The following is a 15488-nucleotide window of genomic DNA, read 5'->3' as shown; positions in this document are numbered from 1 at the left end:
TCATGAGCGACTTCACCACCAATGAAATGATGACCGTGGCTGCGGCACGTCGCCTTGGCAATGGCAGCGTCTGCTTCGTCGGCATCGGCCTGCCATCCACCGCGGCGAATCTGGCACGCCTGACCCATGCGCCGGACGTGGTGCTGATCTACGAATCCGGCCCCATCGGTGCCAAGCCCTCGGTGCTGCCGCTGTCCATCGGCGACGGCGAGCTGGCCGAGACCGCCGACACCGTGGTGCCCACCGGCGAGATCTTCCGCTACTGGCTGCAGGGCGGACGCATCGACGTGGGCTTCCTCGGTGCGGCCCAGGTCGACCGCTTCGGCAACATCAACACCACGGTGATCGGCGACTACCACCAGCCCAAGGTGCGTCTGCCCGGCGCCGGCGGGGCCCCGGAAATCGCCGGCTCGGCCAAGGAGGTGCTGATCATCCTCAAGCAGTCGCACCGCAGCTTCGTCGACAAGCTGGCCTTCATCACCTCGGTGGGCTTCGGCGAGGGGGGCGATCACCGCCAGCAGCTGGGCCTGCCGGGCAAGGGTCCGACCGCCATCATCACCGACCTCTGCATCATGGAGCCGGAAGCGGGCACCCACGAATTCGTGGTGACCGCCCTGCATCCGGGTGTGACCCGCGAACAGGTGGTGGCCGCCACCGGCTGGGCCATCCGTTTCGCCGACCAGGTCGCCACCACCGCAGCGCCGACGGCGACCGAACTCGACGCCCTGCGTGATCTGCAGGCCCGGACCAATGCCGCCCACGGCGGCCAGAAAGGAGCTGAGGAATGAGTCGCCCCGTCTATATCTGCGACGCCATTCGGACCCCCATCGGCCGGCTCAACGGCGGTCTCTCGGCGGTACGCGCCGACGACCTGGCGGCCATTCCGCTCAAGGCATTGCAGGAGCGCAATCCCCAGGTGGACTGGACGGCGGTGGACGAGGTGTTCATGGGCTGCGCCAACCAGGCCGGCGAAGACAACCGCAACGTGGCGCGCATGGCGGTCTTGCTGTCGGGGCTGCCGGAAACGGTGCCGGGCGTGACCCTCAATCGCCTCTGCGCCTCGGGCATGGAGGCGGTGGGCCAGGCCTATCGCGCCATCGCCCTCGGCGAGATGGAGCTGGTGATCGCTGCCGGGGTGGAATCCATGACCCGCGCACCCTATGTGATGGGCAAGGCCGACAGCGCCTTCGGTCGCGGCCAGAAGCTGGAAGACACCACCCTGGGCTGGCGCTTCGTCAATCCGGCGATGAAAGAGACCTACGGCGTCGACAGCATGCCGGTCACCGGCGACAACGTCGCCGCCGACTATGGCGTCAGCCGCGCCGACCAGGACGCCTTCGGCCTGCGCAGCCAGCAGCGCGCCGCGGCGGCCCAGGAATCCGGCTACTACGCCGAGGAAATCGTCCCGGTGACGATCAAGGGCAAGAAGGGCGACCTGGTGGTGGCGCAGGACGAGCATCCGCGTCCGGACACCACCGCAGAAGGCCTGGCCAAGCTCAAGCCGGTCAACGGCCCGGACCGGACCGTGACCGCGGGCAACGCCTCGGGTCTCAACGACGGCGCCTCGGCGATCATCCTGGCCTCGGCGGAAGCGGTGCAGAAGCACGGCCTCACGCCCCGCGCCCGGGTACTCGGCATGGCCAGCGGCGGGGTGGCGCCGCGCATCATGGGCGTCGGTCCGACCCCGGCAGTGCGCAAGCTGCTGCAGCAACTGGACCTGTCCATCGAGGCCTTCGACGTCATCGAGCTCAACGAGGCCTTCGCCGCCCAGGGCATCGCCGTCCTGCGCGAGCTGGGCGTGGCCGACGACAGCCCCAAGGTCAATCCCAATGGCGGCGCCATCGCCCTGGGTCATCCCCTGGGCATGAGCGGCAACCGCCTGGTGCTCACCGCGGTGCACCACCTGGAAAAGACCGGCGGCCGCCTGGGGCTCGCCACCATGTGCGTGGGCGTCGGCCAGGGGCTGGCGCTGGCGGTGGAGCGGGTGGACGGGATCTGAGGCTTTGTCGCAGCGACAAATCGCGGCCATGGCGGTCCGCCGATGCGGCCGCTCCTACACGTGCCGCGCCTGTAGGAGCGGCCCATGGCCGCGATTCTCGGGGCCGATCGTAGAGCCTTTGCTTGAGCAAACAACCAAATCTCATTCACCCCATGCCCACACCTACCTGTAACCGCGTGTGTCTCTCCTGGTCCGATGGCGGTAGGCTGTCCCCCGTCCATCCATACCTATAATTAAGGATCTCCATGAGCACTCACCCGCATTACAGCTTCGAGGAGCGCAAGAAGCGCATCTTCGCCATCGTCGGCGCCTCGTCCGGCAACCTGGTGGAATGGTTCGACTTCTACGTCTACGCCTTCTGCTCCATCTATTTCGCCGCCGCCTTCTTCCCCAAGAGCGATCCCACCGTGCAGCTGCTCAGCACCGCCGGGGTGTTCGCCGCGGGCTTCCTCATGCGGCCCCTGGGCGGCTGGATCTTCGGGCGCGTCGCCGACAAGTACGGTCGGCGCACCTCCATGGTCATTTCCATCCTGATGATGGGCGCCGGCTCCCTGGCCATCGCCTGCCTGCCCACCTATGCCAGCATCGGCGTCGCGGCGCCGGCGCTGCTGCTGCTCGCGCGCCTATTGCAAGGCATCTCGGTGGGCGGTGAATACGGCACCACCGCCACCTACATGAGCGAGGTGGCGCTGCGTGGCCAGCGCGGTTTCTTCGCCTCCTTCCAATACGTCACCCTGATCGGCGGCCAACTCCTGGCCGTGCTGGTGGTGGTGATCCTGCAGCAGGTCCTGAGCGACGCCGATCTGCGCGCCTGGGGCTGGCGGATTCCCTTCCTGGTCGGCGCCGCCGCGGCGGTGATCTCGCTGTTCCTGCGTCGTTCGCTGGAAGAGACCACCACCGCCGAGACCCGCGCCAACAAGGAGGCCGGTACCCTGAGCGGCCTGTTCAAGCATCACAAGGCGGCCTTTTTCACCGTGCTCGGCTACACCGCCGGCGGCTCGCTGATCTTCTATACCTTCACCACCTACATGCAGAAGTACCTGGTCAACACCAGCGGCATGGACGCCAAGACCGCCAGCGCCGTGATGACCTGCGCCCTGCTGGTGTTCATGCTGATGCAACCGCTGTTCGGCATGCTCTCCGACCGCATCGGCCGGCGCGCCTCCATGCTGCTGTTCGGTGGCCTGGGCACGGTCTGCACCTGGCCGATCCTCACCGCGCTGGCCAGCGTCCAGAGTCCCTTCGTGGCCTTCCTGCTGATCTGCCTGGCCATGGCCATCATCAGCCTCTACACCTCCATCAGCGGGCTGGTGAAGGCCGAGATGTTCCCACCAGAGGTGCGCGCCCTCGGCGTGGGCCTGTCCTATGCGGTGGCCAATGCGATCTTTGGCGGCTCGGCGGAATTCGTCGCCCTGAGCTTCAAGACCCAGGGGCACGAAGAGGTGTTCTACATCTATGTCTCGGTGATGCTGGCGGTGGCCTTCCTGGTCAGCCTGCGGCTGCCGCGGCAAGCTACCTACCTGCATCACGATCACTAAGCCCGAGGAACCCTCATGTCCAATCTGCTGTTCGATGCCTACTTCACCAGCGCCACCATGCGCGCGGTGTTTTGTGACCACGGCCGACTGCAGGGCATGCTGGACTTCGAGGCGGCCCTGGCGCGCGCCGAGGCGGCGATGGAGGTAATCCCGCTGACGGCGGTGGCACCCATCGCCGCCGCCTGCCGCGCCGAACTATACGATGCCGCCGAGCTGGCCCAGGCTGTGGTCAGCGCCGGCAATTCTGCCATTCCCCTGGTCAAGGCCTTGGGCCGGCAGATCGCCGCCCAGGACCCCGAGGCCGAGCGCCATCTGCACCGCGGCGCGACCAGCCAGGACGCCATGGACAGCGGTCTGGTCTTGCAGACTCGCCAGGCGCTGGACCTACTGGACGCTGATCTGGCGCACCTGGCCGAGGCCCTGGCGGCCCAGGCCGAGCGCCATGCCGGTACCGTGCTGGCCGGGCGCACCTGGCTGCAACATGCGACGCCCGTGACTCTGGGCATGAAGCTGGCCGGGGTGCTGGGCGCCATCACCCGTCACCGCCAGCGCCTGGCCGAACTGCGACCACGGGTGCTGGTGCTGCAATTCGGCGGCGCCTCGGGCAGCCTGGCCGCCCTGGGCGATGACGCCCTGCCGGTGGCCGAGGCCCTGGCCCGCGAGCTGGGCCTGAACCTGCCGGAGCAACCCTGGCATACCCAGCGTGATCGCCTGGTCGAGGTCGGCGCCTGGCTCGGCCTGGTGGCCGGCAGCCTGGGCAAGCTGGGACGGGATCTGTCGCTGCTGATGCAGACCGAAGCCGCCGAGGTCTTCGAGCCCTCGGCGCCGGGCAAGGGGGGCTCTTCCACCATGCCGCACAAACGTAATCCGGTGGGCGCAGCCGTGCTGATCGCCGCCGCCACCCGCGCGCCGGGACTGGTCAGTACGCTGCTGTCCGCCATGCCCCAGGAGCACGAGCGCAGCCTGGGCCTCTGGCACGCCGAATGGGAGACCTTGCCGGAACTGTTCTGTCTGGTCTCCGGCGCCTTGCAGCAGGCCCAAGCCATCGTCGCCGGGCTGGAGGTCGATGCCGCGCGCATGCAGGCCAATCTGGAACTGACCCATGGCCTGGTGCTGGCCGAGGCGGTCAGCATCGCCCTGGCCGGACGGCTGGGGCGCGAGGCCGCTCACCACCTGGTGGAGCAGAGCTGCAAACGCGCCGTCCAGGAGGGGCGTCACCTGCGCCAGGTACTGGGCGATACGCCGGAAGTGACCGCCGAACTCTCCTGCGCCGAGCTGGATCGCCTGCTGGACCCCGCCCATTACCAGGGCCAGGCCCGCGCCTGGGTAACCCGCGCCCTGGCTGAACACCGCACCCTGCTTGCCCATCCCTAGACCAGAGGACTGCCTGATGCCCAGCGTACGTCTCGCCGATGGCGACCTGAACTACCGATTGGAGGGCCCCGAGGGCGCCCCCGTGCTGATCCTGTCCAACTCCCTGGGCACTAACTTGGCCATGTGGGATGACCAGGCCGCCGCCTTCAGCGAGCGCTTTCGCCTGCTGCGCTATGACACCCGCGGCCATGGCGCCTCCCTGGTGACCCCCGGTCCCTATCGGATGGACGAGAACGGTCGCGACGTCCTGGCCCTGACCGACGCCCTGGGCATCGACCAATTCGCCTTCTGCGGCCTGTCCATGGGCGGCTCCATCGGCCAGTGGCTGGGCATCAACGCCCCCGAGCGGGTCACCCGCCTGGTGCTGTGCAACACCGCCGCCAAGATCGGCACCCCCGAGGTGTGGAACACCCGCATCCAGACCGTGGAAGCCAGCGGCGAGCAGGCCATGCGCGACCTGCGCGACGCCTCCATCGGTCGCTGGTTCACCCCCGACTTCGCCAGCGCCGAGCCGGAACGGGTCGACCGCATCGTCGCCATGCTCGCCGGGACCTCGCCCCAGGGTTACGCGGCCAACTGCGCGGCGGTGCGCGATGCCGACTTCCGCGAGGTGCTGGATGCCATCCGTGCGCCGACGCTGATCGTCGCCGGCACCCATGACGCCGTGACCACCCCGGCCGACGGGCGCTTCCTGCAGGAGCGTATTCCCGGCGCCGAGTACGTCGAGTTTCCCGCCGCCCACCTGTCCAACGTGCAGATGGACGATGCCTTTACCCAGCGCGTGCTGGCCTTTCTCAGCGCCTGAAGGAGTCGATCTTGGACGAAAGAGAACGTTATGAAGCCGGCATGCAGGTCCGCCGCGCCGTGCTGGGCGACGCCCATGTCGATCGCAGCCTGGAAAAGCTGACCCCCTTCAACGAAGAATTCCAGGAGATGATCACCCGCCACGCCTGGGGCGACATCTGGACCCGCCCGGGCCTGCCGCGGCACACCCGCAGCCTGATCACCATCGCCATGCTGATCGGCATGAATCGCGAGGGCGAACTGCGCCTGCACCTGCGCGCCGCGCGCAGCAACGGGGTGACACGGGAGGAGCTCAAGGAGCTGATCATGCAGAGCGCCATCTACTGCGGCATCCCGGCGGCCAATGCCACCTTCCATTTGGCGGAGGCGGTATGGGATGAGTTGGGGGTGGAGTCGTTGGAGGGGTGAGTTTCCCCTCAGTCGCCCCCTTGAATGGCGCCCGCCGGGTTGGATTGGTGGGCGTTTTTTTGTGGGAGGGAGGAGGTTGGATTTTGTTGCCTAAGCTGATCATCGCGATTTGTTGAAGATCCTTGTTTCGCCTGGCCGGCGACTTACTTTTCTTTGCTTGCGGATCGCCGCCCGGTGCAAAGAAAAGTAAGCAAAAGAAAGCACACCCCGACAGTTCGGCCCTCCGCTTCGCTCCGGGTGCCCTCGCTCCGGCGCCGCTCCGGGGGCACGGCACGAAGGGGCCTCCTGCCCCTCGCGCCTTGCTCGGCGTCCTGCCTCGCATCCCCCTCCGCAACACCTGCACTCGGCCTCACTGACGGGGACGGGGCGCCAGCCTGAGACTGCGGTGCTTACAGGCAGAGCCAGAGTCAGTCGTAGCGTGGAAAACCGCGCAGCGTTTTCCACTGGCGCGTAACGTCGATCCCTGTGGACAAGGTTTCGCCGTTGTCCACGCTACAAACGGTTATGGCTTTTCAACCAACACTTTCAGGCTAGCGAATCGCCCCGTTCAGGAGGGCGAACGCCAGCGACGTGGAGGGGTCGAGCCGCATGGATGCGGCGAGAGGCCTAACGGGCCATGGACGGCCCGTGTAGGCCGACCCCGGAACGGCGCTGGCGTGAGCGGACCCGCAGCGAAGCGACGGGCCGGATGGTCGGGGCAAGCGGTTTTGGTTACTTTTGTCGCGACTGACAAAAGTGACTCGCCCGGGTGGGCGAAACAAAAAACATCAGCAAAATGCGATAAACAGCTAGCCACCGATAGCCCAAAGGCATTGGGTTTCGCTGGCGCTCAACTCAAGCTTGGAATCACGCCTTTATCTCGGTCATGGACTGCTCCTACAGCAGGGGGCTCACCTGTAGGAGCGGCCCATGGCCGCGATAAGAAGGTTGTCCAGGCCAGGGGCAAGCCTCTTACTTGGCCATCACCCGCGTAATCCGATCCCCCTCGGCATCATCCTGGCCCTTGGCCTTGTTGACCGCGTAGACCACGCCCTTGGCGTCCACCACCGCGTGGTTGGGGTAGGTACCCAGCTCCAGGTTGGCCTTGATGGTGCCGTCCGGGTCGACCACGGTCAGGGTGCCGGCGCCACGGTTGGTGACGTAGGCCAGGCGCTTGACCGGATCGAAGGCCACGTTCAGCGCTCCGGCGCCGGTGGTGACGTTGTGCAGGGTCTTGCCGGTCTTGGCGTCGACGATCAGCAGGTTGTCGCTGCCCTGGGCGGTGATGAACAGGCGATCGGTCTGGGGATCGTGGGCTACGCCCATGGGGGTCTTGGCGCCCTGGATCGGGAAGACCTTCTCGACCTGCTCGGTCTTGGCGTCGATCACCGCGGCTTCGTTGGTCTTCAGGCTGACGGCGTAGAGCTTGTGAACCGCCGGGTCCAGGTGCATGCCGACCACGGCGAACTGCTCGCCGCGCACGCCCGATTCGATGGTGATGTGCTTGCGCACGGCCGGGGTCTTGGCGTCGAAGCTGATGATGTCCGGGGTCATGGCCGCCGAGGCGAAGGCGCGGTCGAGCTTCTCGTCGACCACCACGGTGTGGGCATGGGGCACGAGGCCGGGTTCGAATTGCTTGACCAGGCCCAGGTCGCTCTGGCGATAGACCGCCACGGTGTTCTGCCGGGTACTGGTGGTCCAGACGTGGCCGTTGCGATCGTCCACGCCCACGCCGTAGACGGCGTAGACACCGGCGTCGCTGCCCGGCGCGGCGGCCGGGGTGATCTGGCGCTGGATGGACAGGTCCTTGGGATCGAGTTTGAGCAGTTGCGAGACCTTGACCGGCGGGCGGCCCACGGCCGAGGTGACGAACAGGGCGCCGGTCTTGGCGCTGATGTCCACCTGGTACAGCCCCGGGACCAGTTTGACCGCGGTGAGGCTATAGGCGTCGGCGCCGGATAGCGGCACCACCGGCGAGACCTTGAGCGGGAAGACCGCGGCACCCGAAGGCTGGGCGGTGCTGATGACGATGGGGTGCTGGCCGGGGGCGGCGTCTTCGGGGATGCGCAAGGTCGCCTTGAAGGTGCCCTGGGCGTCGGCCACATAGGCGGCATCGGGGTTGAGCGCCACGCCGCCGCGGGACAGGGTGATCTGCTGACCGGGGGTGAAGCCGCGGCCGTCCAGCGCCACCTCGCTGCCGGCCAGGATGGCGGTGCCGGTGACGGGGCTGGCCTTGATCTCGCCGCGGTAGTCCGGATCGGGGGCTTCGAAGCTGGAGCGCGCCTGGGCGGTTTGGCCGCCCAGCGCCAGCAGACCGGCCAGCAGGGTGACGGAAAAGAAGCGCCGGCCCTTGGCCGAAGACGCTGGAGCGATATTCATCAGGGATTCCTTGTAGCGGCGATCAAGATACCCGCGCCAGAGCGCCGGGCAGCGGAGGCCCTCCTGGGCCAGGCCATGTTAAGGCGAAAGCGAAATACTTGCATTTAGATTTGCAAGTTTTACGCGTGCTCGGCATCCGGGGTATCGAGCGGGCGCTGCATCAGGCAGGCGCCGGCGCCATAGCCGGCCAGCTTGGCCTTGAGCGCGGCGTCGGCCGGGACCGGTTGATAGTGGTGGCGTTGCCAGTAGCCGATGGCGTTGGACAGCGACACCAGCCGCCCCTGGCGCAGGCGGGCGCGTCGGGCCTGGCCCTTGGCGTGACGATAGAGACGCCCCGCCACGCCCTGACCTTGGGCCTCGGGATGCACGGCGCAATCGTGCAGGAACCAGGTCGAGGCCGCGCCTGGCAATTGCTTGAGAGGAGCACCCAGTACCGGCGGTAGGCCGTCGTCCCAGGGATAGGCGATCAGATAGCCGCGCAGGCGATCCTCGGCATCGGTCGCCACCCAGCAGTGTTCCGGGGCGAGTTCCAGGCGATTGGCGTAGAAGGCGTGGTCTTCGAGCAGGTCGGCGGGGTAGTTGGCCGCCTGGATGTCGAGAACGGCCGGGATGTCGGCAGGGCGCAGCGGGCGTATCGAAGGCATGACGATGAGGGGAAAAGGTCCGGCCGGGCAGTATGGTCACTGCCCGGCCGGGAGGCAAATGCCCCGGAGCCGTGGGTGGTGAGTCCCCTCGGCAAGCCTGCGCCCAGGCTGTGGGGGACTGGATTCCGCCGACGACCTTGGCGTGCCTGGCGCCGCCGCTGGCTTCAAGCCTTGGCGATCAGCCGCGAATTGCGCTCGTTGCGGAATTGCAGGTCCTCGATCCGCTGGGTCGCGGTCTCGGCTTCCTGGCGGGCGGCGAGGATGAGGTCGTGGTGCGGTGACTTGGCGCAGACCGGATCGGCGTTGCGCGCATCCCCAGTGAGCATGAAGGCCTGGCAGCGGCAGCCGCCGTAGTCCTTTTCCTTTTCGTCGCAGGAGCGGCAGGGCTCGGGCATCCAGTCGTAGCCGCGGTAGACGTTGAAGCCGAAGGAGTCGTACCAGATGTGCCGCAGATCCTGCTCCTTCACGTTGGGGAAGGCGATGGGCATCTGCCGGGCGCCGTGGCAGGGCAGAGCGGTGCCGTCCGGCGTGATGGTCAGGAACAGCTTGGCCCAGCCATCCATGCAGGCCTTGGGGCGCTCTTCGTAGTAGTCCGGGGTGACGAAGATCAGCTTGCAGGGATGATTCTCGGCCTTAAGGCGCGCGCGGTACTCGTTGGTGATGCCTTCGGCGCGCTCCAGCTGGGCCCTGGTCGGCAGGAGACCGGCGCGATTGCGCTCGGCCCAGCCATAGAACTGGCAGGTAGCGAGTTCGACGAAGTCGGCTTCCAGCGCCAGGCAGAGGTCGATGATCTGGTCGATGCGATCGATGTTGTGCCTGTGGGTGACGAAGTTGAGCACCATCGGGTAGCCATGGGCCTTGACCGCCTTGGCCATGGCCAGCTTCTGGGCGAAGGCCTTCTTCGAGCCGGCCAGCAGATTGTTCACCTGTTCGTCGCTGGCCTGGAAGCTGATCTGGATATGGTCCAGGCCGGCCTCCTTGAATTCGGCGATGCGCGCCTCGGTGAGGCCGATGCCGGAGGTGATGAGGTTGGTGTAGTAGCCCAGCCGGCGCGCCTCGCGGATCAGCTCAGCGAGGTCCTGGCGCACCAGGGGCTCGCCCCCGGAGAAGCCGATCTGGGCCGCGCCCATCTCCCGTGCCTCGGCCATGACCTTGAACCACTGCGCGGTGGTCAGCTCGCGACCCTGGGCGGCGAAGTCCAGGGGATTGGAGCAATAGGGGCACTGCAATGGGCAGCGATAGGTGACCTCGGCCAGCAGCCATAGCGGCAGGCCGACATTCGGCTTGGCTACCACCGGCGGCTGCGGGAGTTGCATGGGCACTCCAGGCAGTTGAGAAGTGCCTGCGCTCAGTGATGCTGCGTTAGAAACCTGCTCGGAATGCTCATTTACCATTTGTAAACTCCGCTTCCTCGCTGGTTTCTGCCTTGCCTGACCTTCGCTCGGCGACTTCTCAAACAAGGCTTAGCCGAGCAGGAGCCAGTGCTCTGCACGAGCGACCTCCATGAATTGTTCGACATCGGCGCCCAGTTCGGGGACGCCGGGGAAGCGTTCGTCGAGGGCTTCGATGATGGCGGCCACGTCACGCTGGCCGTCGATCAGCCCGCCGATGGCGGCGGCGCTGTCGTTGAGCTTGATCATGCCCTCGGGATAGAGCAGCACATGGGCGTGCTGCGCCGGCTCGAACTGGAAGCGGTAGCCGGGACGCCAGCGCGGCACCTGGGTGCGGTCGAAGCTCATAGGTCGATTCCTCGGTGCCAGCGACGCTCGGCGGTGACGCTGTGATAGGGCGGGCGGTGCAGTTCGTAGGCCATGCTCATGGCGTCGAGCATGCTCCAGAGGATGTCCAGCTTGAACTGCAGGATCTCCAGCATGCGCTGCTGGGATTCCCAGGTGGTGTAGTGCTGCAGGGTGATCTGCAGGCCGTGCTCGACGTCGCGCCGCGCCTGGCCCAGGCGGGTGCGGAAGTATTCGTAGCCGGCCGGATCGATCCAGGGGTAGTGGGTCGGCCAGGCGTCCAGCCGCGACTGGTGGATCTGCGGCGCGAACAGCTCGGTCAGGGAGCTGCTGGCGGCCTCCTGCCAGGAGGCGCGGCGGGCGAAGTTGACGTAGGCGTCCACCGCGAAGCGTACCCCGGGCAGCACCAGTTCCTGGGAGAGCACCTGCTCGCGGTCCAGGCCGGTGGCCTCGGCCAGGCGCAGCCAGGCCTCGATGCCGCCTTCGCTGCCGGGCTCGCCGTCGTGGTCGAGGATGCGCTGCACCCACTCCCGGCGGATCTCGCGGTCCGGGCAGTTGGCCAGGATGGCGGCGTCCTTGAGCGGGATGTTGACCTGGTAGTAGAAGCGGTTGGCCACCCAGCCCTGGATCTGCTCGCGACTGGCACGACCCTGGTACATGGCCACGTGATAGGGGTGGTGGATGTGGTAGAGGTCGCCCTTGGCGCGCAGGGCGGCTTCGAATTCGGCGGGGGTGAGGGCGTTGGGCATGGCGTTCACAACTCGATGGACATCCCGTCCCAGGCAACTTCCACGCCCTGGCGCGCGACGATGGCGCGTTCGGGGGAGTCTTCGTCCAGGATCGGATTGGTGTTGTTGATGTGGATCAGCACCTTGCGCTGGCGCGCGAAGCCGGCCAGCACCTCCAGCATGCCGCCGGGACCGCTCTGCGGCAGGTGGCCCATCTCGGTGCCGGTCCGGGTGCCCACGCCGCGACGCTGCATCTCGTCGTCGGTCCAGAGGGTGCCGTCCACCAGCAGGCAGTCGGCCTGGCCCATCAGCTCCAGCAGGGCGGCGTCCGGCTGGCCGAGGCCCGGGGCATAGAACAGCTTGCCGCCGGTGTGTCTGTCATGGACCAGCAGCCCCAGGTTGTCGCCCGGGTGCGGATCGTGGCGATGGGGCGAATAGGGCGGCGCGGCGCTGCGCAGCGGAAAGGGCGTGAACTCCAGATTCGGGCAGGCCGGAATGGTGAAGCTGCCGCTCAGGGCGATGGGCTGCCAGCTGAGCCCACCGTTCCAGTGTTCCAGCATGTTGAACAGCGGAAAACCGGTGGTGAGGTCCTGGTGGACCATCTCGGTGCACCAGACCTGGTGGGGGCAGCCTTCACGCAGGCTGAGCAGGCCGGTGGTGTGGTCGATCTGGCTGTCCAGCAGGACGATGGCGCGGATGCCGGTGTCGCGCAGGGCCCGCGCCGGCTGCAGCGGGGCGAAGCCGGCCAGCTGGGCGCGGATGTCGGGCGAGGCGTTGCACAGGATCCAGTTCACCCCGTCGTCGGACAGGGCGATGGAAGACTGGGTGCGGGCCTGGGCCCTGAGGGTGCCCTGGCGGAAGCCGTCGCAATTGGGGCAATTGCAGTTCCACTGGGGAAAGCCGCCGCCGGCGGCGGAGCCGAGAATCTGGATATGCATGGGAAAGGTCGAACCTGAAAAAAGTACGCCCCGGCGGACCGGGGCGTGGGGCGCATCAACGGTTGGCGAAGTACATGGTGACTTCGAAGCCGATGCGCAGGTCAGTGTAGGCAGGCTTGGTCCACATGGGAGGTCTCCTCTTTGACTGCGAAAGCCGGATGGATCCGGTCGCTGAGTTTAACAAATGTTACCTAGCTAAGGGTTTTTGCCGCGACGAATCGCCGGCGGTCCGGCGGACATAACTGTCTTACCGATCCTGCAACAGATTGACCGCCAGCAGCGGCCCACGCTCCCGGGAAAGTGTTGAAAGCTATGACATCCAGCCGGATGGTGCGGCGGCATTGGCCAGGACGAAGCGCGGCGCCTCGGCGGCGGTGAGCTGCTGCCAGGCCTGCTGCAGGGCCTTGTCGTCCAGGGCGGCCAGGGCTGCTTGCAAGGGCGCGAGATCCAGCGCACCGCTGCGCTGGAAGCCCCACCAGAGGCGCTCGGCCAGAGCGGCGCGTTGAGTGGTGGCGGGGCTGAAGTCGCGTACCAGCTGGCGGATGTCTTGCGCCAGCGTCGCGGACTCGGCCTGTATGGCGGCCAGACTGTCAGCCAAACCGCTCTCGATTTCCGCCAGGATCTCCGCCGCCCGCGCATGGGGCGACTGGACACCGATCAAGAGGCCGCTCTGATCGCCCAGCTGGCGATAGGCGGAAAACACCGCATAGCCCAGTTGCCGCTCGCTACGTAGGCGCTGGAACAGCGGTCCCTGCAGGCGCGCCGCCAGCAGCCGCCAGGCGGCTTCGGTGGTGGGGCGCGCATCGGGTTGCGGACAGAACAGCAGCAACGCCTGCTGGGCGTCGGCGCTGGGTTCGGGGTGCCAGTGGCGACCGGTGAAGCTGTGCGACTCGCCCAGCGGCCCTGCCTGGGGCCGAGGCGGCGGGGTAACGGCGGCCAGGGATGCCTGCGTCGCCTTGGGCAGGCCGCAGGCCAGGGCTTGCCAGCGCGGTCCGCCTTCACTGACGGTTAAAGCCATGCCGTTCGGCAGTCGCTCGGGCAGGACCTTGAGCAACTGGCGGATCAGCATGGGTTCGGGTGGTACCACCGATGCCGGTCCGATGTTATCCAGCTCTGCCACCAGCCTGTCGAGCGCCTGCTCCAGCACCGCCGGCAGCGCCGCGGCCCAGCCCTGCAGCCGCAATTCCCAGGGTGCCCCGGGCGGACTCCAACGTAGGCTCACGCCCGCCTCGGCGGCCAGCCGCGGTAACGCGCCCAGCACTCTGGCGTCGGGCGCGACCGGTACCGGCCCCGGCCACCGCCAGCCCAGGAACAGCAGGCCTTCGCGCTGCTGGGGCGCGAGGGCGGGGCTGATTGGCCAGGGTTGCGTAGCCGGGGTACCTGGAGTGCCTGGGTCAGCGAGCAGCGGATTGGGCGGGGGCAGGGCAAAGGTGGTGGCCACGGGGGCCGGCACGCTCGGTGGATTGGCCAAGCCAGCGGCGAAGCCAGTGAGCCGTTCCGGCAGCAACTGGGCGAGTAGCCGTGGCCAGGCCGTCTGGGCGGCAGCCGAGAGGACCGGTTGTGGCCAGGTGTTTCCCTGCCGATCCAGCCAGAGGCGTTCGCCCAGGCGCCGCACCCGCGCCAGGGCGGGCAGGGTGGCCCATTGGCGTTGGACGCGTTCGGCATGGCCCTGCTGCAAGGCAGCCAGGGGCGTCTGGCGCAGGGCAGCCAGCCAGGTGAACAGGGCGCCGGTCAGATCGTTGGGGCTGGCCTGGGCCCCGGGCAAGAGATCCAGCCGGAACAGGCCCTGGCGTGCCTGGCGATAGGGCCAGGCGAGGCTCAGGCGTTCGGCCAAGCCCGCCTGGCGCAGGGTCACGGGCAGACCGCCGGGATGGTCGCCCAGCAGCAGGGCTTCCAGCAGCTCCACCGCTTCCCAGCTGCCAGGCGGCAGGTCGTTGAGGGCGAATTGCAGGGCCAGCATTGGCGGCGAGGCGCTGCTGGTCTGCCAGTGTTCGCCTGTGGCCGGGAGTGATCGAGGCATTGCGTTGCTGGGTGCAGGACCGGAGGGCAGCAGGGCACCGTGCTCGCGGGCAAGCTCTGCCAGTTCGGCCAGCGATTGCGGCCCGGCCAGCACCAGCAGGGCGTTCTCCGCGCAGTACTGCTGGCGCTGGAAGTCGCGCAGCGCCCTCTGGAAGGCAGGGCTTTGCAGCGGCAGGCTGTAGCGGTTGCCGGCATGGAAGCCGGCGGCTGGATGGTCCGTGGGCAATCCGGCTGCCAGGGCCAGGTCGCGGCGGGTATCGGCGCTGCGCGACCAGGCGATGAATTCGGCGTGCAACACCTCGCGCTCGCGGCGCTGGGCGTCCGCTGCCAGCAGCGGTGCGGCGAGCATGTCCAGCAGGCGAGCGAGGCCGGCGGCCAGGTGTTCGGGCGCCAGGGCGAAGAAGAAGTCGGTGGTGGTCTCGCGGGTGCTGGCGTTGAGTTCGCCGCCCAGACGCTGCACCAGCGGCATCAAGCCGTCCGTCGCCGGATAGCGACGGCTGCCGAGAAAGAACAGGTGTTCGAGAAAGTGCGCCAGCCCCGGATAGGCCCGCGGTGCCTGGTGACTCCCGGCGCCGATGCGCATCAGGGCGGCGGCCTGGGGCAGCTCGGGATCGTGCAGCAGGGCGACGGCCAGGCCATTGGCCAGGCGCAGGCGGCGGTGGTGGGGCGGGGAGCTGGGCATGGGGGTAGCTTAACCGAGTCGGGTGGACGGGATGGAGCGGGGTTTGCCCTCACCCCAGCCCTCTCCCAGGGGGAGAGGGAGCGTTCGAGGCACGGTCTTGACCCCGTAGCGTGGAGAACGGCGCAGCCTTTTCCGCTGGGCCTTAGGTGCCAGGGGGCTCTTTTCATAGAAAGAAAAACCCGGGCGAAAAAAATCCCGGCCAGGCCGGGATTTCGGGGTGGGGCGAGGGGGGTTCCAACAGGATGTCAACGTGCTCGAAG

Annotated in this window: 14 protein-coding genes; 6 read left to right on the top strand and 8 right to left on the bottom strand. The window is 67.6% G+C overall.

Going from position 1 to position 15488, the window contains the following annotated elements; translation table 11 throughout:
- The first annotated feature begins 2 nt into the window (after positions 1 to 2).
- The 6 genes from V6W80_RS20995 to pcaC all read left to right on the top strand — a co-directional run bounded on the left by V6W80_RS20995 (position 3) and on the right by pcaC (position 6123).
- Positions 3 to 788, top strand: coding sequence for a CoA-transferase subunit beta (locus tag V6W80_RS20995; RefSeq protein WP_017642963.1), 786 nt, complete (start codon positions 3 to 5; stop codon positions 786 to 788).
- Positions 785 to 1999 carry a 3-oxoadipyl-CoA thiolase gene (gene pcaF, locus V6W80_RS20990; RefSeq protein ID WP_187981042.1) on the top strand — a complete coding sequence of 405 codons (1215 nt, stop codon included), beginning with the start codon at positions 785 to 787 and terminating at the stop codon, positions 1997 to 1999. The genes V6W80_RS20995 and pcaF overlap by 4 nt, the downstream gene beginning before the upstream one ends.
- Positions 2000 to 2244: 245 nt before the next feature.
- Positions 2245 to 3537, top strand: a complete 1293-nt coding sequence (locus tag V6W80_RS20985; RefSeq protein ID WP_017642965.1) for an MFS family transporter — start codon at positions 2245 to 2247, stop codon at positions 3535 to 3537.
- 15 nt (positions 3538 to 3552) lie between these two features.
- The gene (locus V6W80_RS20980; RefSeq protein ID WP_338545305.1) at positions 3553 to 4911 is read left to right on the top strand and encodes a 3-carboxy-cis,cis-muconate cycloisomerase; all 1359 of its coding nucleotides are present in this window, start codon (positions 3553 to 3555) and stop codon (positions 4909 to 4911) included.
- Positions 4912 to 4927: 16 nt separating this feature from the next.
- The gene (gene pcaD / locus V6W80_RS20975) at positions 4928 to 5716 is read left to right on the top strand and encodes a 3-oxoadipate enol-lactonase (RefSeq protein ID WP_338545304.1); all 789 of its coding nucleotides are present in this window, start codon (positions 4928 to 4930) and stop codon (positions 5714 to 5716) included.
- An 11-nt stretch (positions 5717 to 5727) separates the two neighbouring features.
- Positions 5728 to 6123: a 4-carboxymuconolactone decarboxylase gene (pcaC, locus tag V6W80_RS20970; protein WP_093257243.1), complete on the top strand. Its 396-nt coding sequence runs from the start codon at positions 5728 to 5730 to the stop codon at positions 6121 to 6123.
- 951 nt (positions 6124 to 7074) lie between these two features.
- Here the strand turns inward: pcaC and V6W80_RS20965 are convergent.
- The 8 genes from V6W80_RS20965 to pqqF all read right to left on the bottom strand — a co-directional run bounded on the left by V6W80_RS20965 (position 7075) and on the right by pqqF (position 15228).
- On the bottom strand, positions 7075 to 8481 hold the full coding sequence (locus V6W80_RS20965; protein ID WP_338545302.1) for a YncE family protein: 1407 nt from the start codon (positions 8479 to 8481) through the stop codon (positions 7075 to 7077).
- Between the two features lie 119 nt (positions 8482 to 8600).
- Positions 8601 to 9125 (bottom strand): GNAT family N-acetyltransferase, encoded by a 525-nt coding sequence (locus V6W80_RS20960; protein WP_017642970.1) that lies wholly within the window; start codon positions 9123 to 9125, stop codon positions 8601 to 8603.
- 164 nt (positions 9126 to 9289) lie between these two features.
- A complete protein-coding gene (gene pqqE, locus V6W80_RS20955; RefSeq protein ID WP_184290106.1) occupies positions 9290 to 10441 on the bottom strand; it encodes a pyrroloquinoline quinone biosynthesis protein PqqE in 1152 nt (383 codons plus the stop codon).
- 147 nt (positions 10442 to 10588) lie between these two features.
- Positions 10589 to 10864: a pyrroloquinoline quinone biosynthesis peptide chaperone PqqD gene (gene pqqD / locus V6W80_RS20950; RefSeq protein ID WP_160921904.1), complete on the bottom strand. Its 276-nt coding sequence runs from the start codon at positions 10862 to 10864 to the stop codon at positions 10589 to 10591.
- Positions 10861 to 11610: a pyrroloquinoline-quinone synthase PqqC gene (gene pqqC, locus V6W80_RS20945; protein WP_133862264.1), complete on the bottom strand. Its 750-nt coding sequence runs from the start codon at positions 11608 to 11610 to the stop codon at positions 10861 to 10863. Before pqqC ends, pqqD begins: the two co-directional genes overlap by 4 nt.
- A 5-nt stretch (positions 11611 to 11615) precedes the next feature.
- Complete coding sequence (gene pqqB / locus V6W80_RS20940; RefSeq protein WP_338545301.1) at positions 11616 to 12527, bottom strand: pyrroloquinoline quinone biosynthesis protein PqqB; 912 nt, start codon at positions 12525 to 12527, stop codon at positions 11616 to 11618.
- A 55-nt stretch (positions 12528 to 12582) separates the two neighbouring features.
- A complete protein-coding gene (pqqA, locus tag V6W80_RS20935; protein ID WP_003243383.1) occupies positions 12583 to 12654 on the bottom strand; it encodes a pyrroloquinoline quinone precursor peptide PqqA in 72 nt (23 codons plus the stop codon).
- Between the two features lie 183 nt (positions 12655 to 12837).
- Complete coding sequence (gene pqqF / locus V6W80_RS20930) at positions 12838 to 15228, bottom strand: pyrroloquinoline quinone biosynthesis protein PqqF (RefSeq protein ID WP_338545300.1); 2391 nt, start codon at positions 15226 to 15228, stop codon at positions 12838 to 12840.
- Positions 15229 to 15488 lie beyond the last annotated feature (260 nt).

Origin of the sequence: Pseudomonas benzopyrenica (assembly GCF_036884265.1) — a bacterium.
GTDB classification, from domain to species: domain Bacteria; phylum Pseudomonadota; class Gammaproteobacteria; order Pseudomonadales; family Pseudomonadaceae; genus Chryseomonas; species Chryseomonas benzopyrenica.
Note: the sequence above shows the minus strand (reverse complement) of the source record. Positions and strands in the feature narration are given on the sequence as shown.

Excerpts from the sequence above, each read along its gene's own strand:
- pqqB (WP_338545301.1), bottom strand. The coding sequence starts at position 12,527 with ATGCATATCCAGATTCTCGGCTCCGCCGCCGGCGGCGGCTTTCCCCAG.
- V6W80_RS20995 (WP_017642963.1), top strand. The coding sequence starts at position 3 with ATGAGCGACTTCACCACCAATGAAATGATGACCGTGGCTGCGGCACGT.
- pcaD (WP_338545304.1), top strand. The coding sequence starts at position 4,928 with ATGCCCAGCGTACGTCTCGCCGATGGCGACCTGAACTACCGATTGGAG.
- pqqE (WP_184290106.1), bottom strand. The coding sequence starts at position 10,441 with ATGCAACTCCCGCAGCCGCCGGTGGTAGCCAAGCCGAATGTCGGCCTG.
- V6W80_RS20965 (WP_338545302.1), bottom strand. The coding sequence starts at position 8,481 with ATGAATATCGCTCCAGCGTCTTCGGCCAAGGGCCGGCGCTTCTTTTCC.
- pqqD (WP_160921904.1), bottom strand. The coding sequence starts at position 10,864 with ATGAGCTTCGACCGCACCCAGGTGCCGCGCTGGCGTCCCGGCTACCGC.
- V6W80_RS20985 (WP_017642965.1), top strand. The coding sequence starts at position 2,245 with ATGAGCACTCACCCGCATTACAGCTTCGAGGAGCGCAAGAAGCGCATC.
- pcaF (WP_187981042.1), top strand. The coding sequence starts at position 785 with ATGAGTCGCCCCGTCTATATCTGCGACGCCATTCGGACCCCCATCGGC.
- V6W80_RS20960 (WP_017642970.1), bottom strand. The coding sequence starts at position 9,125 with ATGCCTTCGATACGCCCGCTGCGCCCTGCCGACATCCCGGCCGTTCTC.
- V6W80_RS20980 (WP_338545305.1), top strand. The coding sequence starts at position 3,553 with ATGTCCAATCTGCTGTTCGATGCCTACTTCACCAGCGCCACCATGCGC.
- pqqF (WP_338545300.1), bottom strand. The coding sequence starts at position 15,228 with ATGCCCAGCTCCCCGCCCCACCACCGCCGCCTGCGCCTGGCCAATGGC.
- pqqC (WP_133862264.1), bottom strand. The coding sequence starts at position 11,610 with ATGCCCAACGCCCTCACCCCCGCCGAATTCGAAGCCGCCCTGCGCGCC.